This is a genomic window from Novosphingobium meiothermophilum (assembly GCF_003171715.1).
In the GTDB taxonomy this organism is placed as follows: domain Bacteria; phylum Pseudomonadota; class Alphaproteobacteria; order Sphingomonadales; family Sphingomonadaceae; genus Novosphingobium; species Novosphingobium meiothermophilum.
On sequence record NZ_QGHL01000007.1, the window covers coordinates 160,328 to 177,630 of the forward strand.

Below are 17,303 nucleotides of genomic sequence, written 5' to 3' on the forward strand. Positions count from 1 at the left end.
CGGCCGCTAGAGCGTCAAAATGACGGATATGTGACAGTCGATTGACGCATTCCTGCGGCGTTTGCGTGTTAAAAGTAGCGTAAGATGCTGATAAAAAGATGGAAATGTTTAATTACAATACAGTGATGATCGTCAGAAAAATGTCTTCGGATTGAAAACTTTGATGCGGTCGCGGGGCGCTGCCTGCACCAGCGCCCCGCGTGACTCGCAGCCTTGCACCTGCTAACGGCGCGCGCATGACAGACCTTTCGCTGATCCGTAACTTTTCGATCATTGCCCACATCGACCACGGCAAGTCCACGCTGGCGGATCGCCTGATCCAGTACACCGGCGGGCTGTCCGAGCGCGAAATGTCCGAGCAGGTGCTCGACAACATGGACATCGAGAAGGAGCGCGGGATCACCATCAAGGCGCAGACCGTGCGGCTTGATTACAAGGCGAAGGATGGAAAGACCTATCAGCTCAACCTGATGGACACGCCGGGGCACGTCGACTTTGCCTATGAGGTCAGCCGCAGCCTTGCCGCCTGCGAGGGGGCGCTGCTGGTTGTCGATGCCGCGCAGGGCGTGGAAGCGCAGACGCTTGCCAATGTCTATCAATCGATCGAGCACGATCACGAGATCGTGCCGGTCATCAACAAGATCGATCTGCCCGCCGCCGAACCCGAAAAGGTCAAGGCCGAGATCGAAGACGTGATCGGGCTGGATGCCAGCAACGCGGTGCTGACCAGCGCCAAGTCGGGCATCGGCATCGAGGAAGTGCTGGATGCCGTGGTCGAACGCATTCCGCCGCCAAAGGGCGACCGGGCCGCGCCGCTCAAGGCCATGCTGGTGGACTCGTGGTATGACCCCTATCTGGGCGTGGTCATCCTTGTGCGCGTGATCGACGGGGTGATCCGCAAGGGATTGCAGGTCAAGTTCATGGCCGGCGGAACCGAGCACCTGATCGACCGGGTGGGCTGCATGCGTCCCAAGATCGAGACACTGGACGAACTCGGCCCCGGCGAGATCGGCTTCATTACCGCCCAGATCAAGGAAGTGGCGCAGGCCCGCGTGGGTGATACGATCACCACGGTGAAGCAGGGCGCGAGCGAACCGCTGCCGGGGTTCAAGGAAGTGCAGCCGGTGGTGTTCTGCGGCATCTTTCCGGTGGACGCGGCCGAGTTCGAGAAGCTGCGCGAGAGCATTGCCAAGCTGCGGCTCAACGATGCGTCGTTCAGCTACGAAATGGAGTCGAGCGCGGCACTGGGCTTCGGGTTCCGCTGCGGGTTCCTGGGACTGCTGCACCTTGAGATCATTCAGGAGCGGCTGAGCCGCGAATATGACCTTGACCTGATTACCACAGCGCCATCAGTGGTTTACCGCATCCAGTTGCGCGCCAGCAAGAACGACGACGCGCGCGAGATCCTGCTGCACAATCCCGCCGATTATCCCGACCCCAGCCGTATCGAGCAGATCGACGAGCCGTGGATCAAGGGCACGATCTACACGCCCGACGAATACCTCGGTTCGGTGCTCAAGCTGTGTCAGGACCGGCGGGGAATCCAGACGGGCCTGACCTATGTGGGCGGGCGCGCGCAGGTGACATACGAACTGCCGCTCAATGAAGTGGTGTTCGACTTCTATGACCGCCTGAAGTCGATCAGCCGCGGCTATGCCTCGTTCGATTACGAGCAGATCGGGCTGCGCGAAGGCGATCTGGTGAAAATGAGCATTCTCGTCAACAACGAACCGGTCGATGCGCTTTCGATGATCGTGCACCGCAGCGCGGCCGAGGCGCGCGGGCGGCACATGTGCGAGCGCCTGAAGGATCTTATCCCGCGCCACCTGTTCAAGATCCCGATTCAGGCCGCCATCGGCGGAAAGGTGGTGGCGCGCGAGACCATCAGCGCGATGCGCAAGGATGTGACCGCAAAGTGCTATGGCGGCGACATCACCCGCAAGAAGAAACTTCTGGAAAAGCAGAAGAAGGGCAAAGCCCGGATGCGCGAATACGGCAACGTGTCGATCCCGCAGGAGGCGTTCATCGCGGCGTTGCGCATGGGCGAAGAGTAGGCCCTGCTTCGGACCTGAGAGGCAAAAGACCCGCCGGACTTGCATCTGGCGGGTCTTTGTCTATCAGCGAGCGCCCTGCGGGCCTTTGCGATGCGGTTTTCCCTGTGGGCGTTGTCCTGCCGGATGCGGGCGGCGAGGGCCACGCGGTCCATCGGCGCGCGGACCGTCGGCGCGCGGACCGTCGGCGCGCGGACCGTCGGCGCGCTGGAACTTGCGCGGGCCGTCGTTCGGGCTGCGGCGATTGTCGCGCGCGTGTTCGCGCGGGCCTTCAGGCGCAGGTTCGATGTGGATGCCGTTCTCGTCCTCGCCCTTCGGATCGGCGGTGCGGCGCACGGCATCGGTAAAACGATCCGCAATCGCGCGGGGAACCTGAAACCAGGTTTCGTTGGGGGCAATGCGGATCGCGCCGATTTCCTGACGCGAGACGTGGCCACGGCGGCACAGCGTGGGCAGGATCCAGCGCGGATCCGCGTTCTGGCGGCGGCCGACATCCATGCGGAACCAGACCACATCATCGAAGCCGGGCCGGTGCGCGGTCTGCCTGCGGCCTTCGTCAGAACCGGAAAGCAGTTCTTCCGGCTGGGGCAGGGCGGCGCGATGGGCGCGGACCAGCGCTGCGGCCAGCTCTTCGGCGCTGCGCTGTTCAAGCAGGGTGCGGGCGATGTCGAGGTCTGCCTCGTCCGGCTCTACGGGCGTCAGGATGGTGGCAAGCAGACGTTCGCGATCCTGCGCGCGGATTGCCTCAGGGGAGGGCACCTCGGTCCATTCGGCGTTGATCTTCGCGCCGCGCAGCATCATTTCCACGCGGCGACGGCGCGGGAAGGGCACGATCAGCACGGCGGTGCCCTTCTTGCCTGCGCGACCCGTCCGGCCCGACCGGTGTTGCAGCGTTTCGGCATCGCGCGGGATTTCCACGTGAATCACAAGGCTGAGCGAAGGCAGATCGATCCCGCGCGCAGCCACATCGGTTGCAACGCACACGCGGGCGCGGCGGTCACGCAGGGCCTGAAGCGCGTTATTGCGCTCCGACTGGCTGTGTTCGCCCGAAAGCGCCACGGCAGTGAAGCCGCGCTCGACCAGCGTGGCATGAAGGCGGCGCACGTTATCACGCGTGGCGCAGAACAGCATCGCGGTTTCGGCTTCGTGGAAGCGCAGCAGGTTGACGACGGCCGCTTCAATCTCGGCCGGGGCGACGGCAACCGCGCGATAGGCGATGTCGCCATGGCCGCGCGCTTCACTGACGGTCGAGATGCGCAGGGCATCACGCTGATAGCGGCGAGCCAGCGCCTCGATCGGCTTGGGCATCGTTGCCGAGAACAGCAGGGTGCGACGGCTTTCGGGCGTCGCGTCGAGCAGTTCCTCAAGGTCTTCGCGAAAGCCCATGTCGAGCATTTCGTCGGCCTCGTCGAGGACCACGCAGGCCAGCGCCGAAAGATCCAGCGCCCCGCGTTCAAGGTGATCGCGCAGGCGGCCCGGCGTGCCGACGACAATGTGCGCGCCGCCCTGAAGGGCGCGCCTCTCGCGCGAAGGGTCCATGCCGCCAACGCAGGTGGCGATGCGCGCATGGGTGGGGGCATAGAGCCATGCCAGTTCCCGGCTGACCTGAAGCGCGAGTTCGCGCGTGGGAGCAACGACAAGCGCAAGCGGAGCGACGGCGAAGGGCAGGGCGCTTTCGTCGCCGATCAGTTCGCCCGCCATGGCAAGGCCGAAGGCCACTGTCTTGCCCGATCCGGTCTGGGCCGAAACCACCAGATCGCGGCCCCGTGCTTCGGGCTGGGTCACGGCAGCCTGAACCGGGGTGAGGGCCGTGTAGCCATGATCTTCGAGCGCCTGCGCAAGCGGGCGCGGTAGGTGTGCAAAAGTCATCGTCAAAAAATCGCCATTCCTGCCGCAGATGCGGCATTCGCAAAGGTGTTGGGCCAGTATCGGCTGGGTGGCCGGTCTTTTCCCGGCACGAATCGCCTCAGCCCGTTCCCACACAGTGCACGGCGATACCTGTGCGGCGGCCCCTACACGTCTTTTGCCGGTTTGGCTTCAATTTCTTTTGCGGCGTCGGTTCCGTCCGCGTGGAGCGCCTGAATGGCCGGGGTGTCGGGCCATGCAACCGAATGCGGATGGCATTTTCCCCTGCGGACGGTTGACGCGCCGCCGATTTGCCGACAGGCAGCGCGGCATGATCGATCCCCGCCATTTCCGCAATGTTCTGGGCGTCTGGCCAACCGGCGTCTGCGTGATCACATCGGTTGACGCCGGAGGGCAGCGCCACGGGCTTGTGGTCGGCTCGTTCACGTCGATCTCGCTCAATCCGCCGCTGGTGGGCTTCTTCCCGGACAAGCGCTCGTCAACCTGGCCAAGGATCGCGCAAGTCGGACGGTTCTGCGTGAACGTGCTGGGCGCCGATCAGCTTTCGCTGTGCCAGCGCTTTGCCGCCCGTAGCGACGACAAGTTTGCCGATCTGGCGCACGGCACCACGCCTTCGGGCCAGCCTCTGCTTGATGATGCTATTGCCTGGATCGATTGCCGGGTGGAGCGGGTGGAGGACATTGGCGACCATCTCCTGGTCGTTGGCGCTGTTGATTCGCTCGACCGCCGGGAGGAAGGCAATCCGCTGCTCTTCTTCCGCGGGCAATACCACGATCTGGCGCGCCTTTCCGGAGAGTGAACCCTGACAGCAGGGTGAAGGGGGCGGATGAAGCGGGCTTTTTCTTCCATATGCGAGCGAAAAATCCGCCGATTTTGACATCCGTCAACGTCTGTCCTTCGCGCACGGGATAATCCTGTTTTCGACAGAGCGGTTGGTCACTTTTTCCGACCCGCCAACCTCTCTGGCGATTTCTCCCCAACTTGGGCGGCCCGAATGTTCGTGCCGCCCGATTTTTTTTGACAAGTATATCAGGATCAAGCGCTCCTATTCGCCAATTGCTGCAAAACCTGTCTCATGATACGTGAACCCGCATGTCAACGTGCGAAACCTGTGTGGTCCGTAACCGTGCGATCTGCGCCGGACTTGAACGCGATGAACTGGCCTTGCTTAATGCCATTGGTCGCCGCCGCACCGTTACGGCAGGTGAATCGCTGATCTGGGAAGATGACGATTCCCTGCTGGTGGCCAATGTGATCGAAGGTGTCCTCAAGCTGACCACCAGCACCGAGGACGGGCGCGAGCAGATTGTCGGCGTTGCCTATCCGGCTGATTTCATCGGAAGACCATTCGGACAGACCAGCCGCGCCAGCGTGGTGGCACTGACCGACGCGCGGGTCTGCGTTTTTTCACGCAACGATTTCGACCGCTTCGCCCGCGAGCATCCGGAGCTTGAGCACAAGCTGCTTGAACGCACCTTGTCCGAATTGGACCGGACGCGCTCGTGGATGATGCTGCTTGGCCGCAAGAACGCTGCGGAAAAGATTGCCACGTTTCTGCTGGAAATGTCCGAGCGGCTGGCCGAGACCGGCTGCACGCCCGCGTTCGGCCCGGCAGACAGGTTTGCCCTGCCTTTTTCGCGCCAGCAGGTGGCCGACGTGCTGGGCCTGACCATCGAGACCGTGAGCCGCCAGTTCACCCGGCTGAAGAACGAGGGCGTGATCGACCTGCCATCGCGCCGCGAGGTGGAGATCCTCGATCGTCCGGCCTTGAAGGCGCTGGCTGGCTGACATCCGCGCAGACCGTTCAGCGGCCTCGCCCTGGCAAAACTAAGTCACGGATAGATACGCGCCCAGCTGCATTGACCGCGTGAAGAGAAACACGCGGAAAGGAATGCAGCCATGCGTGAACCACAAAACCCTGAGGCCGATGCGCAAGGGCGAGTCCGGCTTCGTGCCACGCTTGGGCTGGTGCTGGCGGGCGCTGCGCTGTCGGCGTTCCTTTCTGCCGCCGGCCATTCCGGCTGGTTTGAACTGCGCCCGGCAAGCATGGGGGCTGCTGCCATGGCCGAGGCGGCCGGGCCTCCCGCTGCGGCCGATCGGGGCTGATGCGCCGGTTGGCTGGCAGGCCTTCTGCCGGAAGGTTTCGCACAGGAACATGCCTTGAAAGGTAGCGGGCAGGAACGCGGCGAGGTGATCCCAGAACCTCGCACGTTCCTGCCCGCCGTCCCCTGTCGTTGCGCCGCGCGTGGGGGTTGGCGAAGCGACCGGGGAATGGGGTCAGGAGGCCGGGAGCGGCGTCAGAACCGGTAGGACAGTCCTGCGCTCAGCACCCAGGGATCAAGCGAGTGCTTGGTGGCAAGCACTTCGGCGTTGCCGGCATAGAAGCGGGCCGTGGTGTCCATGAAGTATTTCTTGCCATCAAGGCTGATGCCCAGACCCTTGTCGTTCACGGGGATGTCGATCCCGGCCTGAAGGGCAAGGCCTACCTCGTTCGACATCTTCACCTTGGTGACGCCCAGCGGGGTTACGCTGGCACCGGGCTTTTCACCGAAGATCAGGAACATCGAAGGACCGGCACCGACATAGGGCTTGATCCCGCCGCCCATCGGCAGGTGATACTTGAGCGTGAGCGTGGCGGGCAGGATCAGCACGTGATCGACGATGCGATTGGCCGGTGCGAGCGTGCCCGTGCCGCTGACGCGGTGCTGGGTAAAGCAGCAGATCGTTTCGGCCGAGACATTGGGCGAGAAGAAATACTCGACCGCCAGAGTCGGCACGACATTGTCGTTCGCCTTGGTGTTGGCGCCGACGGTCAGATTGAGCGGATCGTTCTTCACTTCGACGATCTTGCCATCGGGCAGAACGCCCGTGCCGAGCACCTTGACCTGCAGCTTGCCCTCGGACGAACCGGCAAGGGCCTGTGTCGGCGACAGCATTGCAGCCGCAGCCGCGATGGCAGGAATGGCGCCGGAAATGACGGCAGTCATCAGCTTCTTCATTGATCTTGTCCTGCGCCACGGCTGGCCAACCCCTCGTTGGCCGAACGTCTCTCCGTGGCTCGCCCAGCCTGATGCACCGCGGCGAATCAGCCGACATTGACGAAGCGCAAAAATGGAAACGCGCAATCTGAGACCAAAGTCTGAGAACGCTTCCGGCGGATTTGACACGGGTCAATGTTCGCCCCGGCATTACGGTGCAGCGCGAAAGGCACATCACTCATGGAAGGGAAGGCTCCATGGAACTGGCAGTATCGCGCGCGGGCCTGTGGCTCGTGGCGCTGTTTATCGCCGTCGCCGCCTGCGCCGCAGCCGTCGACACCGGTTTTGCAATTCATATGGGGCTGGTTGCGCTTGCCTGCGTGATCGGCCTTGTCGTCACGCTGCGCGGCGTCGACCTGTCCAAGGCGATCCTTGCGCCCGATCCGGGCCGCTATGATGACGACGTGATCCGCTGGGGCGTGATCGCGACCGTCTTCTGGGGCATCACCGGGTTTCTCGCAGGGCTTTACATCGCCTTGCAGCTTGCGCTGCCGGTGCTGAACCTGAACCTTGAATGGACCTCGTTCAGCCGTCTGCGCCCGCTCCACACCTCTGCGGTCATCTTCGCTTTCGGGGGCAACGCGCTGATTGCCACGTCGTTCTACGTCGTGCAGCGCACTTGCCGGGCGAGGCTGGCCTTCCCCGGCCTCGCCCGTTTCGTGTTCTGGGGATACCAGCTCTTCATCGTCCTGGCCGCGACCGGCTATCTTCTGGGCATCACCCAGGGCAAGGAATATGCCGAACCGGAATGGTATGTCGACCTGTGGCTGACCGTGGTCTGGGTCGCCTATCTCGCGGTGTTCGTTGGCACGATCGTGAAGCGCACCGAGCCTCACATCTATGTGGCCAACTGGTTCTACCTTTCGTTCATCGTGACCGTGGCGATGCTGCACATCGTCAATAACCTGAACTGGCCGGTCAGCTTTGTCGGCAGCCGCAGCTATCCCATCTTTGCAGGCGTGCAGGGCGCGCTGGTGCAGTGGTGGTATGGCCACAATGCCGTGGGCTTCTTCCTGACCGCCGGGTTCCTGGCGATGATGTATTACTTCGTTCCCAAGCAGGCGGAGCGTCCGGTCTTTTCCTACCGGTTGTCGATCATTCACTTCTGGGCGCTGATCTTCCTCTACATCTGGGCCGGTCCGCACCACCTGCATTACACCGCGCTGCCCGACTGGGCGCAGACGCTGGGCATGGTGTTCTCGATCATGCTGTGGATGCCGAGCTGGGGCGGCATGATCAACGGGCTGATGACGCTGAACGGCGCATGGGACAAGGTGCGCACCGATCCGATCATCCGCATGATGGTGATGGCTCTGGCCTTCTACGGCATGAGCACCTTCGAAGGCCCGATGATGTCGATCAAGTCGGTCAACAGCCTTTCGCACTACACCGACTGGACCATCGGCCATGTGCATTCGGGTGCGCTGGGCTGGAACGGGATGATCACCTTCTCGGCGATCTATTATCTGGTGCCGCGCCTGTGGAACCGCCAGCGCCTCTATTCGCTGCGCATGGTCAACTGGCACTTCTGGCTCGCGACCATCGGGATCGTCTTCTACGCGGCCTCGATGTGGGTGGCGGGCATCACGCAGGGGCTGATGTGGCGCGAATATGGCGCTGACGGATACCTCGTGAACAGCTTCGTAGAAACCGTGGTTGCGCTCAGGCCCATGTTCTTCCTGCGTGCGCTGGGCGGCCTCCTGTTCCTGGCAGGCGCGCTGGTCATGGTCGTCAACGTGTGGCGCACCATTCTTGGCCACAGCCGCGATGAAGCGCCGATGCGCGATGCCGCCTTCGATCCCGAAAAGGACCGTCCCGTCGTCAACGCCGCGCCCGCTGCGGCCTGATCCGGCGATCACGGAGAAAATGCCATGACCACCATCGTGGAAAAGCACAAGAAACTGGAGCGCAACATCACGCTGCTCGGCATTGCGGCCTTTGCCGCAGTGACCGTGGGCGGGATCGTGGAAATCGCCCCGCTGTTCTGGATCGACAACACGATCGAGAAAGTGGAGGGGATGCGCCCCTATACTCCCCTCGAACAGGCCGGACGCGACATCTACGTGCGCGAAGGCTGCTATGTCTGCCACAGCCAGATGATCCGTCCCTTCCGGGACGAGGTAGAGCGCTATGGCCATTACAGCCTTGCCGCCGAATCGATGTACGATCACCCCTTCCAGTGGGGTTCGAAGCGGACCGGGCCGGATCTGGCGCGCGTGGGCAACCGCTATTCGGATGAATGGCATGTCCAGCACCTGAAGGATCCGCGCGCGGTCGTGCCGGAATCGATCATGCCGGGCTATGCCCACCTTGCCGAGAAGGATCTCGACATGGGCGACATGACCGCCACCTTGCGCACGCTTTATCAGATCGGCGTCCCCTATTCGCAGGAAGATATCGCCAAGGCCAACGACGACCTGAAGACTCAGGCCGATCCGGATGCCGATGCCACCGATCTCAAGAAGCGCTACCCCAAGGCGCAGGCTCGCGACTTTGACGGCAATCCCAAGCGGCTGACCGAGATGGACGCGCTGGTGGCCTATCTCCAGATGCTGGGCACGCTGGTGGACGTGAATGCGCCCGCCGCGCAGGAAGCCCTTGCCAAGGAGAAGGGCCGATGAGCGCCCACTCCACCTATGACATGCTGCGGCACCTTGCCGACAGCTGGGGCCTGCTGATGATGACGGTGATCTTCGTGGGGCTGAGCGCATGGCCGTTTCGCCCCGGCGCCAGGGCACTGAACCAAGAGGCCGCCAATTCGATCTTCAAGGACGAGAACGATGGCTAAATCCCGGATTGACGACGCCACCGGCGTCGAGACTGTCGGCCACGAGTGGGACGGCATCGAGGAACTGAACAATCCGCTGCCGCGCTGGTGGCTGTGGACCTTCTATGCCTGCATCGTCTTTTCGATCGGCTATTGCGTGGCCTACCCGGCCTGGCCGCTGATCGACAAGGCCACCGCGGGAACGCTGGGCTGGTCGAGCCGCGGGCAGCTTGAGGGCGAGATGAAGGCGGAGGCGGCGCGCAAGGCCGGGCTGCTTGCAGAACTGGACCGGGCATCGCTTGAACAGATCGCCACCGATCCGCGCCTGCGCCGTGCGGCAATTGACGGCGGGCGCGCCGCGTTCAAGGTCAACTGCATCCAGTGCCACGGCAACGGTGCGGCGGGCAGCCCCGGCTATCCCAACCTCAACGATGATGACTGGCTGTGGGGCGGCGATGTGGCCAGCATCCACCAGACGCTGGTCCACGGCATCCGCCAGCCTGGCGACGATGCCACGCGCATGAGCCAGATGCCCGCTTTCGGGCGCGACGGTATCCTGAACGCGGTGCAAGTGCAGGATGTGGTCAGCCATGTGCGCGTGCTGGCGGGCGAGGAAAAGCCCAGTGCATCCTCGCAGCGCGGTGCGCAGGTCTATGCCGACAATTGCGCCGTCTGCCACGGGACGGCAGGCGAGGGCAGCCGCATGGTGGGCGCGCCGCGCCTGAACGATGCGATCTGGCTTTATGGCGGCGATCGCAAGACGCTGACGCAGACCGTCACCAATGCACGCTATGGCGTGATGCCATCGTGGGGCAACCGCCTCGATCCGGTCACGGTCAAGATGCTGGCAGCTTACGTCCATTCGCTGGGCGGCGGCGAGGAAACGCCGGCACCGGAAGCCGCACCGGCCGAGGCTGCCGCCGGACCGGCTGCCGCCACCAAGTAAAATCCCAGCCAAGGACACACGGTCATGACTGCGCACGATCCCAAAATGAGCGCGGACCATTCCAACGAGATCGGCCTTTACGCCAAGCGCAAGTCGGTCTTTCCCAAGGCCATTGACGGAAGGTTCCGGCGCTTCAAATGGCTCGTCATGGCCGTGTGCCTTGTCATCTACTGGGTGACGCCGTGGATCCGGTGGGATCGCGGCCCCTATGCCCCCGATCAGGCGGTGCTGATCGATCTGGCCAACCGCCGCTTCTTCATGTTCGACATCGAGATCTGGCCGCACGAGTTCTACTTCGTGGCAGGGCTGCTGATCATGGCGGGCATCGGGCTGTTCCTTGTCACCTCGGCGGTGGGGCGCGCGTGGTGTGGTTATGCCTGCCCGCAGACGGTCTGGACCGATCTGTTCCAGCATGTCGACCGGCTGATCGACGGGGATCGCAACGCCCAGCTTCGCTTGCAGAAGGCGCCGTGGAACGCGGAAAGGATCGGCAAGCGCGCCCTGAAATGGGCCATCTATCTGGCAATCAGCTTTGCCACGGGCGGTGCGTGGATATTCTACTTCGCCGATGCGCCAACGCTTCAGCACGAGTTCTGGACGGGCAATGCCGCGCCTGTGGCCTATGCCACCACATTCGTGCTGACGATGACCACGTTCATCTTCGGCGGTTTCATGCGCGAGCAGGTGTGCATCTACATGTGCCCCTGGCCGCGCATCCAGACCGCGATGCTGGATGAGCGCAGCCTTATCGTTACCTACAAGGACTGGCGCGGCGAACCGCGCGGCTCGCTCAAGGCGGCGCAGAAGGCCACCACACCGCTGGGCGACTGCATCGACTGCATGCAGTGCGTGGCCGTGTGCCCCACGGGCATCGACATCCGCGAAGGGCCGCAGATCGGCTGCATCACCTGCGCGCTGTGCATCGATGCCTGCGACAAGGCCATGGCAGACGTGGGCCGTCCGCGCGGGCTGATCGATTACTGCACGCTTGAGGATGCCGAGAAGGAAAAGCGCGGCGAAGCGCCGACGCCGCTGCTCAAGACCATTTTCCGCCCGCGCACGCTGGTTTACTTCGGCATTTGGAGCGCCATCGGCCTTGCCTTGCTGTTCATGCTTGGCCAGCGCGCACGGCTTGATCTGTCGGTGGCCAAGGATCGCAACCCGGAATACGTGATGCTTTCGGACGGGGCCATCCGCAATGCCTACACGCTCAAGCTGCGCAACATGGAAGCGCGCCCCCGCACCTTCACCGTGGCGCTTGAGGGGTTGGACGGCGGCGCGATGTTCACCGACGAGATGGAGGCCGCATCGGCCCGCAAGGCGCTGAGCATCGAGGTTCCCGCCGATACGACCAAGCCGGTCCGGGTCTATGCAATCCGCCCGCGCGGGTCTGCGCCTGCGCAGTTTGCCTTCGTGATGACAGCCAACGACGATGAAGGCGGAACCGACCGGGCGCAAACCACCTTCACCACCGCACAAGGAAACGGCCAATGACCGGGATGCGCCGAAATCAGGGCAAGCGCGCCCCGCGCCCGTTCACGGGCAGGAAGATGGCGGCCATCCTTGTGGGCTTCTTCGCGGTGGTGGTCGGGGTCAACGTGGCGATGGCGCGGCTTGCCAGCTCCACCTTCGGCGGCGTGGTTGTCGAGAACTCCTATGTCGCCAGCCAGCATTTCAACGAACTTCTGGCCGAAGCAAGGGCCGATGCGGCGCTGGGCTGGACCGGCAAGATCGCCCGCGACGGGGAAGGGCGGGCAGCGCTGACCCTTGCCGACAGTTCCGGCAAGCCGATCGGTGCTGCGCGGGTTGCGGCGATTGCCGAACACCCCCTTGGCCAGCGCCCGCTTGCGCAGCTGGCGCTGCATGAAACCGCGCCGGGCATCTATGCCGCGCCGCTTGAAGCCGGCCGCTGGCGTCTGCGCATCACGGTCGAGGCCGACGGGCAGGTGTGGCGCACCATTGGAGAAGTGCAGTGAGCGCGCCGGCCAAGGCTCTTGCCGCGCCCGGCGATGAGATCACCACCGTCCTGGCGGTGCCGGGGATGCATTGCGCAGGCTGCATGGGCAAGGTGGAACGCGCGCTTGCCGCGCTGGAGGGCGTGACGAGTGCGCGCACGAACCTGACCGCACGCACGGTCGAAGTGGTCCATGCGCCTCTGGTCGAGACGCCGGCTCTGCTGGCCGCGCTTGCCGCCACGGGCTTCGAAGCGCAGCCCCGGCAGCTTGAGACCGAGCCGGTTTCAGCCGTCAAGCCGCTGCTCGCCCCGCTGGCCGTTGCGGCCTTTGCCTGCATGAATGTCATGCTGATGTCGGTCAGCGTGTGGTCGGGTGCCGATGGCACCACGCGGTCGCTGTTTCACTGGGTTTCGGCGCTCATCGGGGTTCCCGCGATTGCTTATGCAGGGCGCCCGTTCTTCTCCTCGGCGTGGAAGGTCTTGCGCCGCGGCAGGACCAACATGGACGTGCCGATCTCGATCGGTGTCGTCATCGCCACCGGGCTTTCGTTTTACGAAACGCTGACGCAGGGCCATGACGCCTGGTTCGACGGCGTGCTCATGCTCCTGATGTTCCTGCTTGCCGGGCGGGTGCTCGATGCGATGATGCGCGACCGGGCGCGGTCCGGCGTCGATGCGCTGCTGCGGCAGGCAGCCACGGGCACGATGGTGGTCGAGGCCAACGGCGCGACGCGCTGGGTGGATGCGAGGGATCTTGCCCCCGGAATGCTGATGCGCGTGGCCGCAGGCGAACGGCTTGCCGCCGATGGCGAGGTGCTGCGCGGCACGAGCCGCTTTGACCAGTCACTGCTGACGGGTGAGAGCGCACCGGTGCGCGCCGCACCCGGAACGCTTGTCCATGCCGGAACGCTCAATATCGATGCGCCGGTGGATGTGCGCGTGATGGCCAGCGGGCAGGACACGGCTCTTTCCGAGATCGCCCGGCTGATGGAGGCGGCAGGTCAGTCGCGCTCCAGATATGTGCGCATCGCGGATCGCGCGGCGCAGCTCTATGCGCCTGCGGTCCACACGCTTGCCGCGCTGACCTTTGCCGGGTGGATGATTGCGGGTGCCGGATGGTATCAGTCGCTGGTCATCGCCATTGCGGTGCTCATCATCACTTGCCCCTGCGCGCTTGGGCTGGCCGTGCCCGTGGCGCAAGTTGTGGCGGCAGGGGCACTGATGAAGCGCGGGGTGCTGGTCAAGGACGGCTCCGCGCTTGAACGCATGGCCGATGTGGACCGCCTCCTGCTCGACAAGACGGGCACGCTCACGCTGGGCCGTCCTGTGCCCGATGAGGTGTCTCTGGGCGCACTTTCCGGGCCGGAAGCCTCGGTTGCGCTGGCGCTTGCCAGCCATAGCCGCCATCCGCTCTCGCTCAGCCTCGTGCAGGCGCTGGGCAGCCGCGGCGTGCGCGCCGCCGTGCTTGAGGATGTGCAGGAAGAAGCCGGGCAGGGTGTGACTGCCCGCTGGAACGGTCTTGCCGTTGCGCTTGGCCGCCCGGCTTCGGCGCAAGGCATGGCAACCGCGCTGCGGATCGAAGGCGATCCGGTGCGGGTCATTCCCTTTGCCGATCGTCTGCGCCCCGATGCGGACGAGGCACTGGCGAGGCTGCGCACGCTTGGGGTGGAAGCATCGATCCTTTCGGGCGACTCCGTCCCTGCGGTGAGCGCGGTTGCACGCGCCACCGGGCTGACGGCGCAGGCTGCCGCATCGCCGAACGCAAAGCACGAGGCGATCCAGCGCCTTCAGGCCGCGGGCCGCCGCGTGATGATGGCAGGCGATGGCCTGAACGATGGACCAGCGCTTGCCGCAGCCAATGCCTCGATTGCGCCCGGAACGGCGAGCGATGTGGGACGGCAGGCGGCCGACATGGTCTTCACCGGTGAATCGCTTCTCGCCATTCCGCGAGCCATCGCGGTTTCGCGCGCGACGATGCGGGTGGTCCGCCAGAACTTTGCGCTGGCGATCGGCTACAACTTGCTGGCGGTGCCGCTGGCGATCCTTGGCCATGTGACGCCGATGGTTGCGGCCGTGGCCATGTCGACCAGTTCGCTGATCGTGGTGGCCAATTCGCTGCGGCTGGCAGGAAGCGGAAAATGAACGGTGTTGCCTTCATGCTGCCGATTGCGCTGGGCATGGGTCTGCTGGGCCTTGCCGCGTTCTTCTGGTCGCTCAAGGGCGGCCAATACGGGGATCTGGATGGCGCGGCCGCGCGCATCCTGATTGACGAGGACGAGGGAGGCGACGGGCACGGCGAGCCTGACGGTGCAAGCGGAACCCGGCCATGACCGGCGCCTTTCGCATCCTTGCGCCGCTGGCCGTGCTCCAGATGATTGCCCCGTCCCCTGCGGCGGCAGGGCGCACGATTATGCTGGCGGCCTGCGGGGGCAATGGCGCCAGCATCCCTGTTCGCCTGCCTGCGCGCGAGGATGGCAGCCAGAACCTGCCGTGCTGCAAGGTTTGTCATATCTCAATGCGCAAGCGTTCTGCTGCCGATAGCTGTTGCTCAAACGGCGGGGAAGGCGAGGACGATGGTCATGGCTGGTGAGGTGATGACGAAGCCCGAAGTCTTTGGCGGATGGACCTACTGGCCGGAACTTCTGGCCCGCCCGGTTCCGCGCTATACCAGCTATCCAACGGCGGCCGAGTTTGTCGAGGAAAGCTTCGAGGAACGCCAGTCCAGCGCCCTGCGCGCGCTGCGCGGCACCGTATCGCTCTATCTGCATATCCCCTATTGCCGCGAGATCTGCTGGTATTGCGGTTGCAACACCGGGGCGGCAAACAAAACCCACCGGCTGGCCGCCTACCTGGAAGCGCTGCATCACGAGATCGAGTTGGTCTCCCGGCTTCTTCATCCATCGGTGAAGGTTTCGCGCATCGCCTTTGGCGGAGGCAGCCCCAACGCCATAAGCCCGACCGATTTCGTGCGGATCGTTGATTGCCTGACGCTCAATTTCCGGCTGGTGAATCCGGTCCTATCGATCGAGCTTGATCCGCGCACCCTTGCGCCGGACTGGTTTCTGGCCATTCGCGGGATCGGGGTCATCAAGGCCAGTCTGGGCGTGCAGACGCTTGACCCGCGTGTTCAGACCGCGATTGGCCGCATCCAGCCGCGCGAGATGATCGAGCGTGCGACCGAAGGGTTGCGCAGGGCCGGGGTCAATTCGATCAATTTTGATCTCATGTATGGTCTGCCGTTCCAGACGGACGAGATTCTGGCCGAGACGCTGGATCAGTCGATCGCCATGGGCGCAGATCGCTTCGCGCTGTTCGGCTATGCCCATGTGCCGCACATGATCCCGCGCCAGCAGCGCATCGATGCCAGCCAGTTGCCCGATCAGCGCGCCCGTTTTCGCATGGCGGCCGAAGGCCATGCCCGGCTGGTCGATGCAGGCTACCAGCCGGTCGGCTTCGATCACTTTGCCCTTCCGGACGATGATCTGGCACTGGCGGCCCGCAATGGTGCCCTGCGCCGCAACTTTCAGGGGTTTACCGAAGACCAGTCACCCGCGCTCATCGGCATTGGCGCGTCCTCTATCAGCGAGTTTCCCGACCTTTTCGTTCAGACCGAGAAGAACGCCGGGCGTTATCGGATGCTGATCGGCGCGGACCAGCTTGCAGGGCGCAAGGGGGTTGTGCGATCTTCAGAAGATCGGCGGCGCGGCGCGATCATCACCGATCTGCTGTGCAAGGGCAAGGCAGTGATCGACGCCGATCTGCTGGCAGCGGCGCGCCCGCGGCTTGAGCCGTTCATCGCGCGCGGTCTGGCCCGGCTCGATGGCGCAACTCTGGCCCTCCTTCCCGGAAACGAGCCTTACGCCCGTTCCATCGCATCGGTGTTCGACGCCTACCGGACCGAGGCGCGGCAATTCAGTTCGGCAGTCTGACCGACGTGCCATGACCTGCATCCTGCGCCAAGAATAGCTATGCGTCCGCCTGCGGCGTCTGCACATTGTGCGCGCCAAGGGGTAAGCCGCTCACCTTGTTGCAATGCGAGGGAGCCCGCGATGAAGCCGATCGAAACCATCATGCGGACCGCGCCGGTCATTCCGGTGCTGGTCGTGGACGATGCCGATCATGCGCTGCCCATCGCGCGCGCGCTCGTGAAAGGCGGGCTGCGCGTCCTTGAGGTGACACTGCGCACCCCGGCAGCGCTTGATGTGATCCATGCCATGAAGGCAGTGGAAGGCGCCATCGTGGGTGCGGGCACCGTCACCAATCCCGATGAACTGAAGGCCGCGATCGATGCCGGGGCCGAGTTCATCGTCTCGCCGGGGCTGACCGACAATCTGGGCAGGGCCGCTATCGCATCGGGCATTCCGTTCCTGCCGGGCATCGCATCGGCGGGCGACATCATGCGCGGCCTCGATCTTGGGCTGACGCATTTCAAGTTCTTTCCCGCCTCCACATCGGGCGGCCTGCCTGCATTAAAGGCGTTGGCCGCACCGTTCCATCAGTGCAAGTTCTGCCCCACCGGCGGAATCAGCGCTGCCACCGCGCCGGAATGGCTGGGCTTTGAGCCTGTGCTCTGCGTGGGCGGAAGCTGGGTTGTGGGCAAGGGGGCACCTGATGAGGCAGCGATAGAGGCTGCCGCGCGCGAAGCCGCAGCGCTGGGGCGCTGACACGGCAAGGCACCGGG

17 protein-coding genes are annotated in these 17,303 nt (G+C 64.2%); 15 read left to right on the plus strand and 2 right to left on the minus strand.

The features are described from left to right. The first annotated feature begins 236 nt into the window (after window positions 1–236). The gene (lepA, locus tag DKM43_RS04965) at window positions 237–2,054 is read left to right on the plus strand and encodes a translation elongation factor 4 (RefSeq protein ID WP_109797379.1); all 1,818 of its coding nucleotides are present in this window, start codon (window positions 237–239) and stop codon (window positions 2,052–2,054) included. Between the two features lie 63 nt (window positions 2,055–2,117). On the opposite strand, the gene DKM43_RS04970 is transcribed toward lepA, so the two are convergent. Further along, complete coding sequence (locus tag DKM43_RS04970; RefSeq protein WP_109797380.1) at window positions 2,118–3,920, minus strand: DEAD/DEAH box helicase; 1,803 nt, start codon at window positions 3,918–3,920, stop codon at window positions 2,118–2,120. A 307-nt stretch (window positions 3,921–4,227) separates the two neighbouring features. On the opposite strand from DKM43_RS04970, the gene DKM43_RS04975 reads away from it, so the two are divergent. The 3 genes from DKM43_RS04975 (at window position 4,228) to DKM43_RS04985 (ending at window position 6,023) form a co-directional block, all read left to right on the plus strand. Further along, a complete protein-coding gene (locus DKM43_RS04975) occupies window positions 4,228–4,716 on the plus strand; it encodes a flavin reductase family protein (RefSeq protein WP_109797992.1) in 489 nt (162 codons plus the stop codon). 293 nt (window positions 4,717–5,009) lie between these two features. After that, window positions 5,010–5,705, plus strand: a complete 696-nt coding sequence (locus tag DKM43_RS04980) for a Crp/Fnr family transcriptional regulator (RefSeq protein ID WP_109797381.1) — start codon at window positions 5,010–5,012, stop codon at window positions 5,703–5,705. A gap of 111 nt (window positions 5,706–5,816) precedes the next feature. Further along, window positions 5,817–6,023, plus strand: coding sequence for a hypothetical protein (locus DKM43_RS04985; protein WP_109797382.1), 207 nt, complete (start codon window positions 5,817–5,819; stop codon window positions 6,021–6,023). A gap of 191 nt (window positions 6,024–6,214) precedes the next feature. On the opposite strand, the gene DKM43_RS04990 is transcribed toward DKM43_RS04985, so the two are convergent. Further along, window positions 6,215–6,916 (minus strand): OmpW/AlkL family protein, encoded by a 702-nt coding sequence (locus DKM43_RS04990; protein ID WP_109797383.1) that lies wholly within the window; start codon window positions 6,914–6,916, stop codon window positions 6,215–6,217. A gap of 236 nt (window positions 6,917–7,152) precedes the next feature. Here DKM43_RS04990 and ccoN point away from each other — a divergent pair, with 236 nt between their 5' ends. From ccoN to eda, 11 genes are all read left to right on the plus strand, one after another. After that, window positions 7,153–8,802, plus strand: coding sequence for a cytochrome-c oxidase, cbb3-type subunit I (gene ccoN, locus DKM43_RS04995; protein WP_109797384.1), 1,650 nt, complete (start codon window positions 7,153–7,155; stop codon window positions 8,800–8,802). A gap of 24 nt (window positions 8,803–8,826) precedes the next feature. Further along, window positions 8,827–9,576 carry a cytochrome-c oxidase, cbb3-type subunit II gene (gene ccoO, locus DKM43_RS05000; protein WP_109797385.1) on the plus strand — a complete coding sequence of 250 codons (750 nt, stop codon included), beginning with the start codon at window positions 8,827–8,829 and terminating at the stop codon, window positions 9,574–9,576. Then, on the plus strand, window positions 9,573–9,743 hold the full coding sequence (locus DKM43_RS05005) for a cbb3-type cytochrome c oxidase subunit 3 (protein WP_109797386.1): 171 nt from the start codon (window positions 9,573–9,575) through the stop codon (window positions 9,741–9,743). The genes ccoO and DKM43_RS05005 overlap by 4 nt, the downstream gene beginning before the upstream one ends. Continuing rightward, entirely contained in the window at window positions 9,736–10,668 is a 933-nt protein-coding gene (gene ccoP / locus DKM43_RS05010; protein ID WP_109797387.1) for a cytochrome-c oxidase, cbb3-type subunit III, read from the plus strand. The genes DKM43_RS05005 and ccoP overlap by 8 nt, the downstream gene beginning before the upstream one ends. Window positions 10,669–10,692: 24 nt before the next feature. Further along, complete coding sequence (gene ccoG, locus DKM43_RS05015) at window positions 10,693–12,162, plus strand: cytochrome c oxidase accessory protein CcoG (protein WP_109797388.1); 1,470 nt, start codon at window positions 10,693–10,695, stop codon at window positions 12,160–12,162. Continuing rightward, window positions 12,159–12,644 carry a FixH family protein gene (locus DKM43_RS05020; RefSeq protein ID WP_236632394.1) on the plus strand — a complete coding sequence of 162 codons (486 nt, stop codon included), beginning with the start codon at window positions 12,159–12,161 and terminating at the stop codon, window positions 12,642–12,644. The genes ccoG and DKM43_RS05020 overlap by 4 nt, the downstream gene beginning before the upstream one ends. Continuing rightward, the gene (locus DKM43_RS05025; protein ID WP_109797389.1) at window positions 12,641–14,764 is read left to right on the plus strand and encodes a heavy metal translocating P-type ATPase; all 2,124 of its coding nucleotides are present in this window, start codon (window positions 12,641–12,643) and stop codon (window positions 14,762–14,764) included. The genes DKM43_RS05020 and DKM43_RS05025 overlap by 4 nt, the downstream gene beginning before the upstream one ends. Next, window positions 14,761–14,952 carry a cbb3-type cytochrome oxidase assembly protein CcoS gene (ccoS, locus tag DKM43_RS05030; RefSeq protein ID WP_109797390.1) on the plus strand — a complete coding sequence of 64 codons (192 nt, stop codon included), beginning with the start codon at window positions 14,761–14,763 and terminating at the stop codon, window positions 14,950–14,952. Before DKM43_RS05025 ends, ccoS begins: the two co-directional genes overlap by 4 nt. Then, window positions 14,949–15,212, plus strand: coding sequence for a hypothetical protein (locus tag DKM43_RS05035; protein WP_109797391.1), 264 nt, complete (start codon window positions 14,949–14,951; stop codon window positions 15,210–15,212). The genes ccoS and DKM43_RS05035 overlap by 4 nt, the downstream gene beginning before the upstream one ends. Continuing rightward, complete coding sequence (gene hemN, locus DKM43_RS05040) at window positions 15,202–16,551, plus strand: oxygen-independent coproporphyrinogen III oxidase (RefSeq protein ID WP_109797392.1); 1,350 nt, start codon at window positions 15,202–15,204, stop codon at window positions 16,549–16,551. The genes DKM43_RS05035 and hemN overlap by 11 nt, the downstream gene beginning before the upstream one ends. 120 nt (window positions 16,552–16,671) lie before the next feature. Continuing rightward, entirely contained in the window at window positions 16,672–17,286 is a 615-nt protein-coding gene (gene eda / locus DKM43_RS05045; protein WP_109797393.1) for a bifunctional 4-hydroxy-2-oxoglutarate aldolase/2-dehydro-3-deoxy-phosphogluconate aldolase, read from the plus strand. Window positions 17,287–17,303 lie beyond the last annotated feature (17 nt).

Coding starts and splice junctions, on each gene's coding strand:
- DKM43_RS05005 (WP_109797386.1), top strand. CDS start 9,573: ATGAGCGCCCACTCCACCTATGACATGCTGCGGCACCTTGCCGACAGC.
- DKM43_RS04980 (WP_109797381.1), top strand. CDS start 5,010: ATGTCAACGTGCGAAACCTGTGTGGTCCGTAACCGTGCGATCTGCGCC.
- ccoP (WP_109797387.1), top strand. CDS start 9,736: ATGGCTAAATCCCGGATTGACGACGCCACCGGCGTCGAGACTGTCGGC.
- ccoO (WP_109797385.1), top strand. CDS start 8,827: ATGACCACCATCGTGGAAAAGCACAAGAAACTGGAGCGCAACATCACG.
- ccoS (WP_109797390.1), top strand. CDS start 14,761: ATGAACGGTGTTGCCTTCATGCTGCCGATTGCGCTGGGCATGGGTCTG.
- eda (WP_109797393.1), top strand. CDS start 16,672: ATGAAGCCGATCGAAACCATCATGCGGACCGCGCCGGTCATTCCGGTG.
- DKM43_RS04990 (WP_109797383.1), bottom strand. CDS start 6,916: ATGAAGAAGCTGATGACTGCCGTCATTTCCGGCGCCATTCCTGCCATC.
- DKM43_RS04975 (WP_109797992.1), top strand. CDS start 4,228: ATGATCGATCCCCGCCATTTCCGCAATGTTCTGGGCGTCTGGCCAACC.
- DKM43_RS05020 (WP_236632394.1), top strand. CDS start 12,159: ATGACCGGGATGCGCCGAAATCAGGGCAAGCGCGCCCCGCGCCCGTTC.
- ccoG (WP_109797388.1), top strand. CDS start 10,693: ATGACTGCGCACGATCCCAAAATGAGCGCGGACCATTCCAACGAGATC.
- hemN (WP_109797392.1), top strand. CDS start 15,202: ATGGCTGGTGAGGTGATGACGAAGCCCGAAGTCTTTGGCGGATGGACC.
- DKM43_RS04970 (WP_109797380.1), bottom strand. CDS start 3,920: ATGACTTTTGCACACCTACCGCGCCCGCTTGCGCAGGCGCTCGAAGAT.
- DKM43_RS04985 (WP_109797382.1), top strand. CDS start 5,817: ATGCGTGAACCACAAAACCCTGAGGCCGATGCGCAAGGGCGAGTCCGG.
- DKM43_RS05035 (WP_109797391.1), top strand. CDS start 14,949: ATGACCGGCGCCTTTCGCATCCTTGCGCCGCTGGCCGTGCTCCAGATG.
- ccoN (WP_109797384.1), top strand. CDS start 7,153: ATGGAACTGGCAGTATCGCGCGCGGGCCTGTGGCTCGTGGCGCTGTTT.
- lepA (WP_109797379.1), top strand. CDS start 237: ATGACAGACCTTTCGCTGATCCGTAACTTTTCGATCATTGCCCACATC.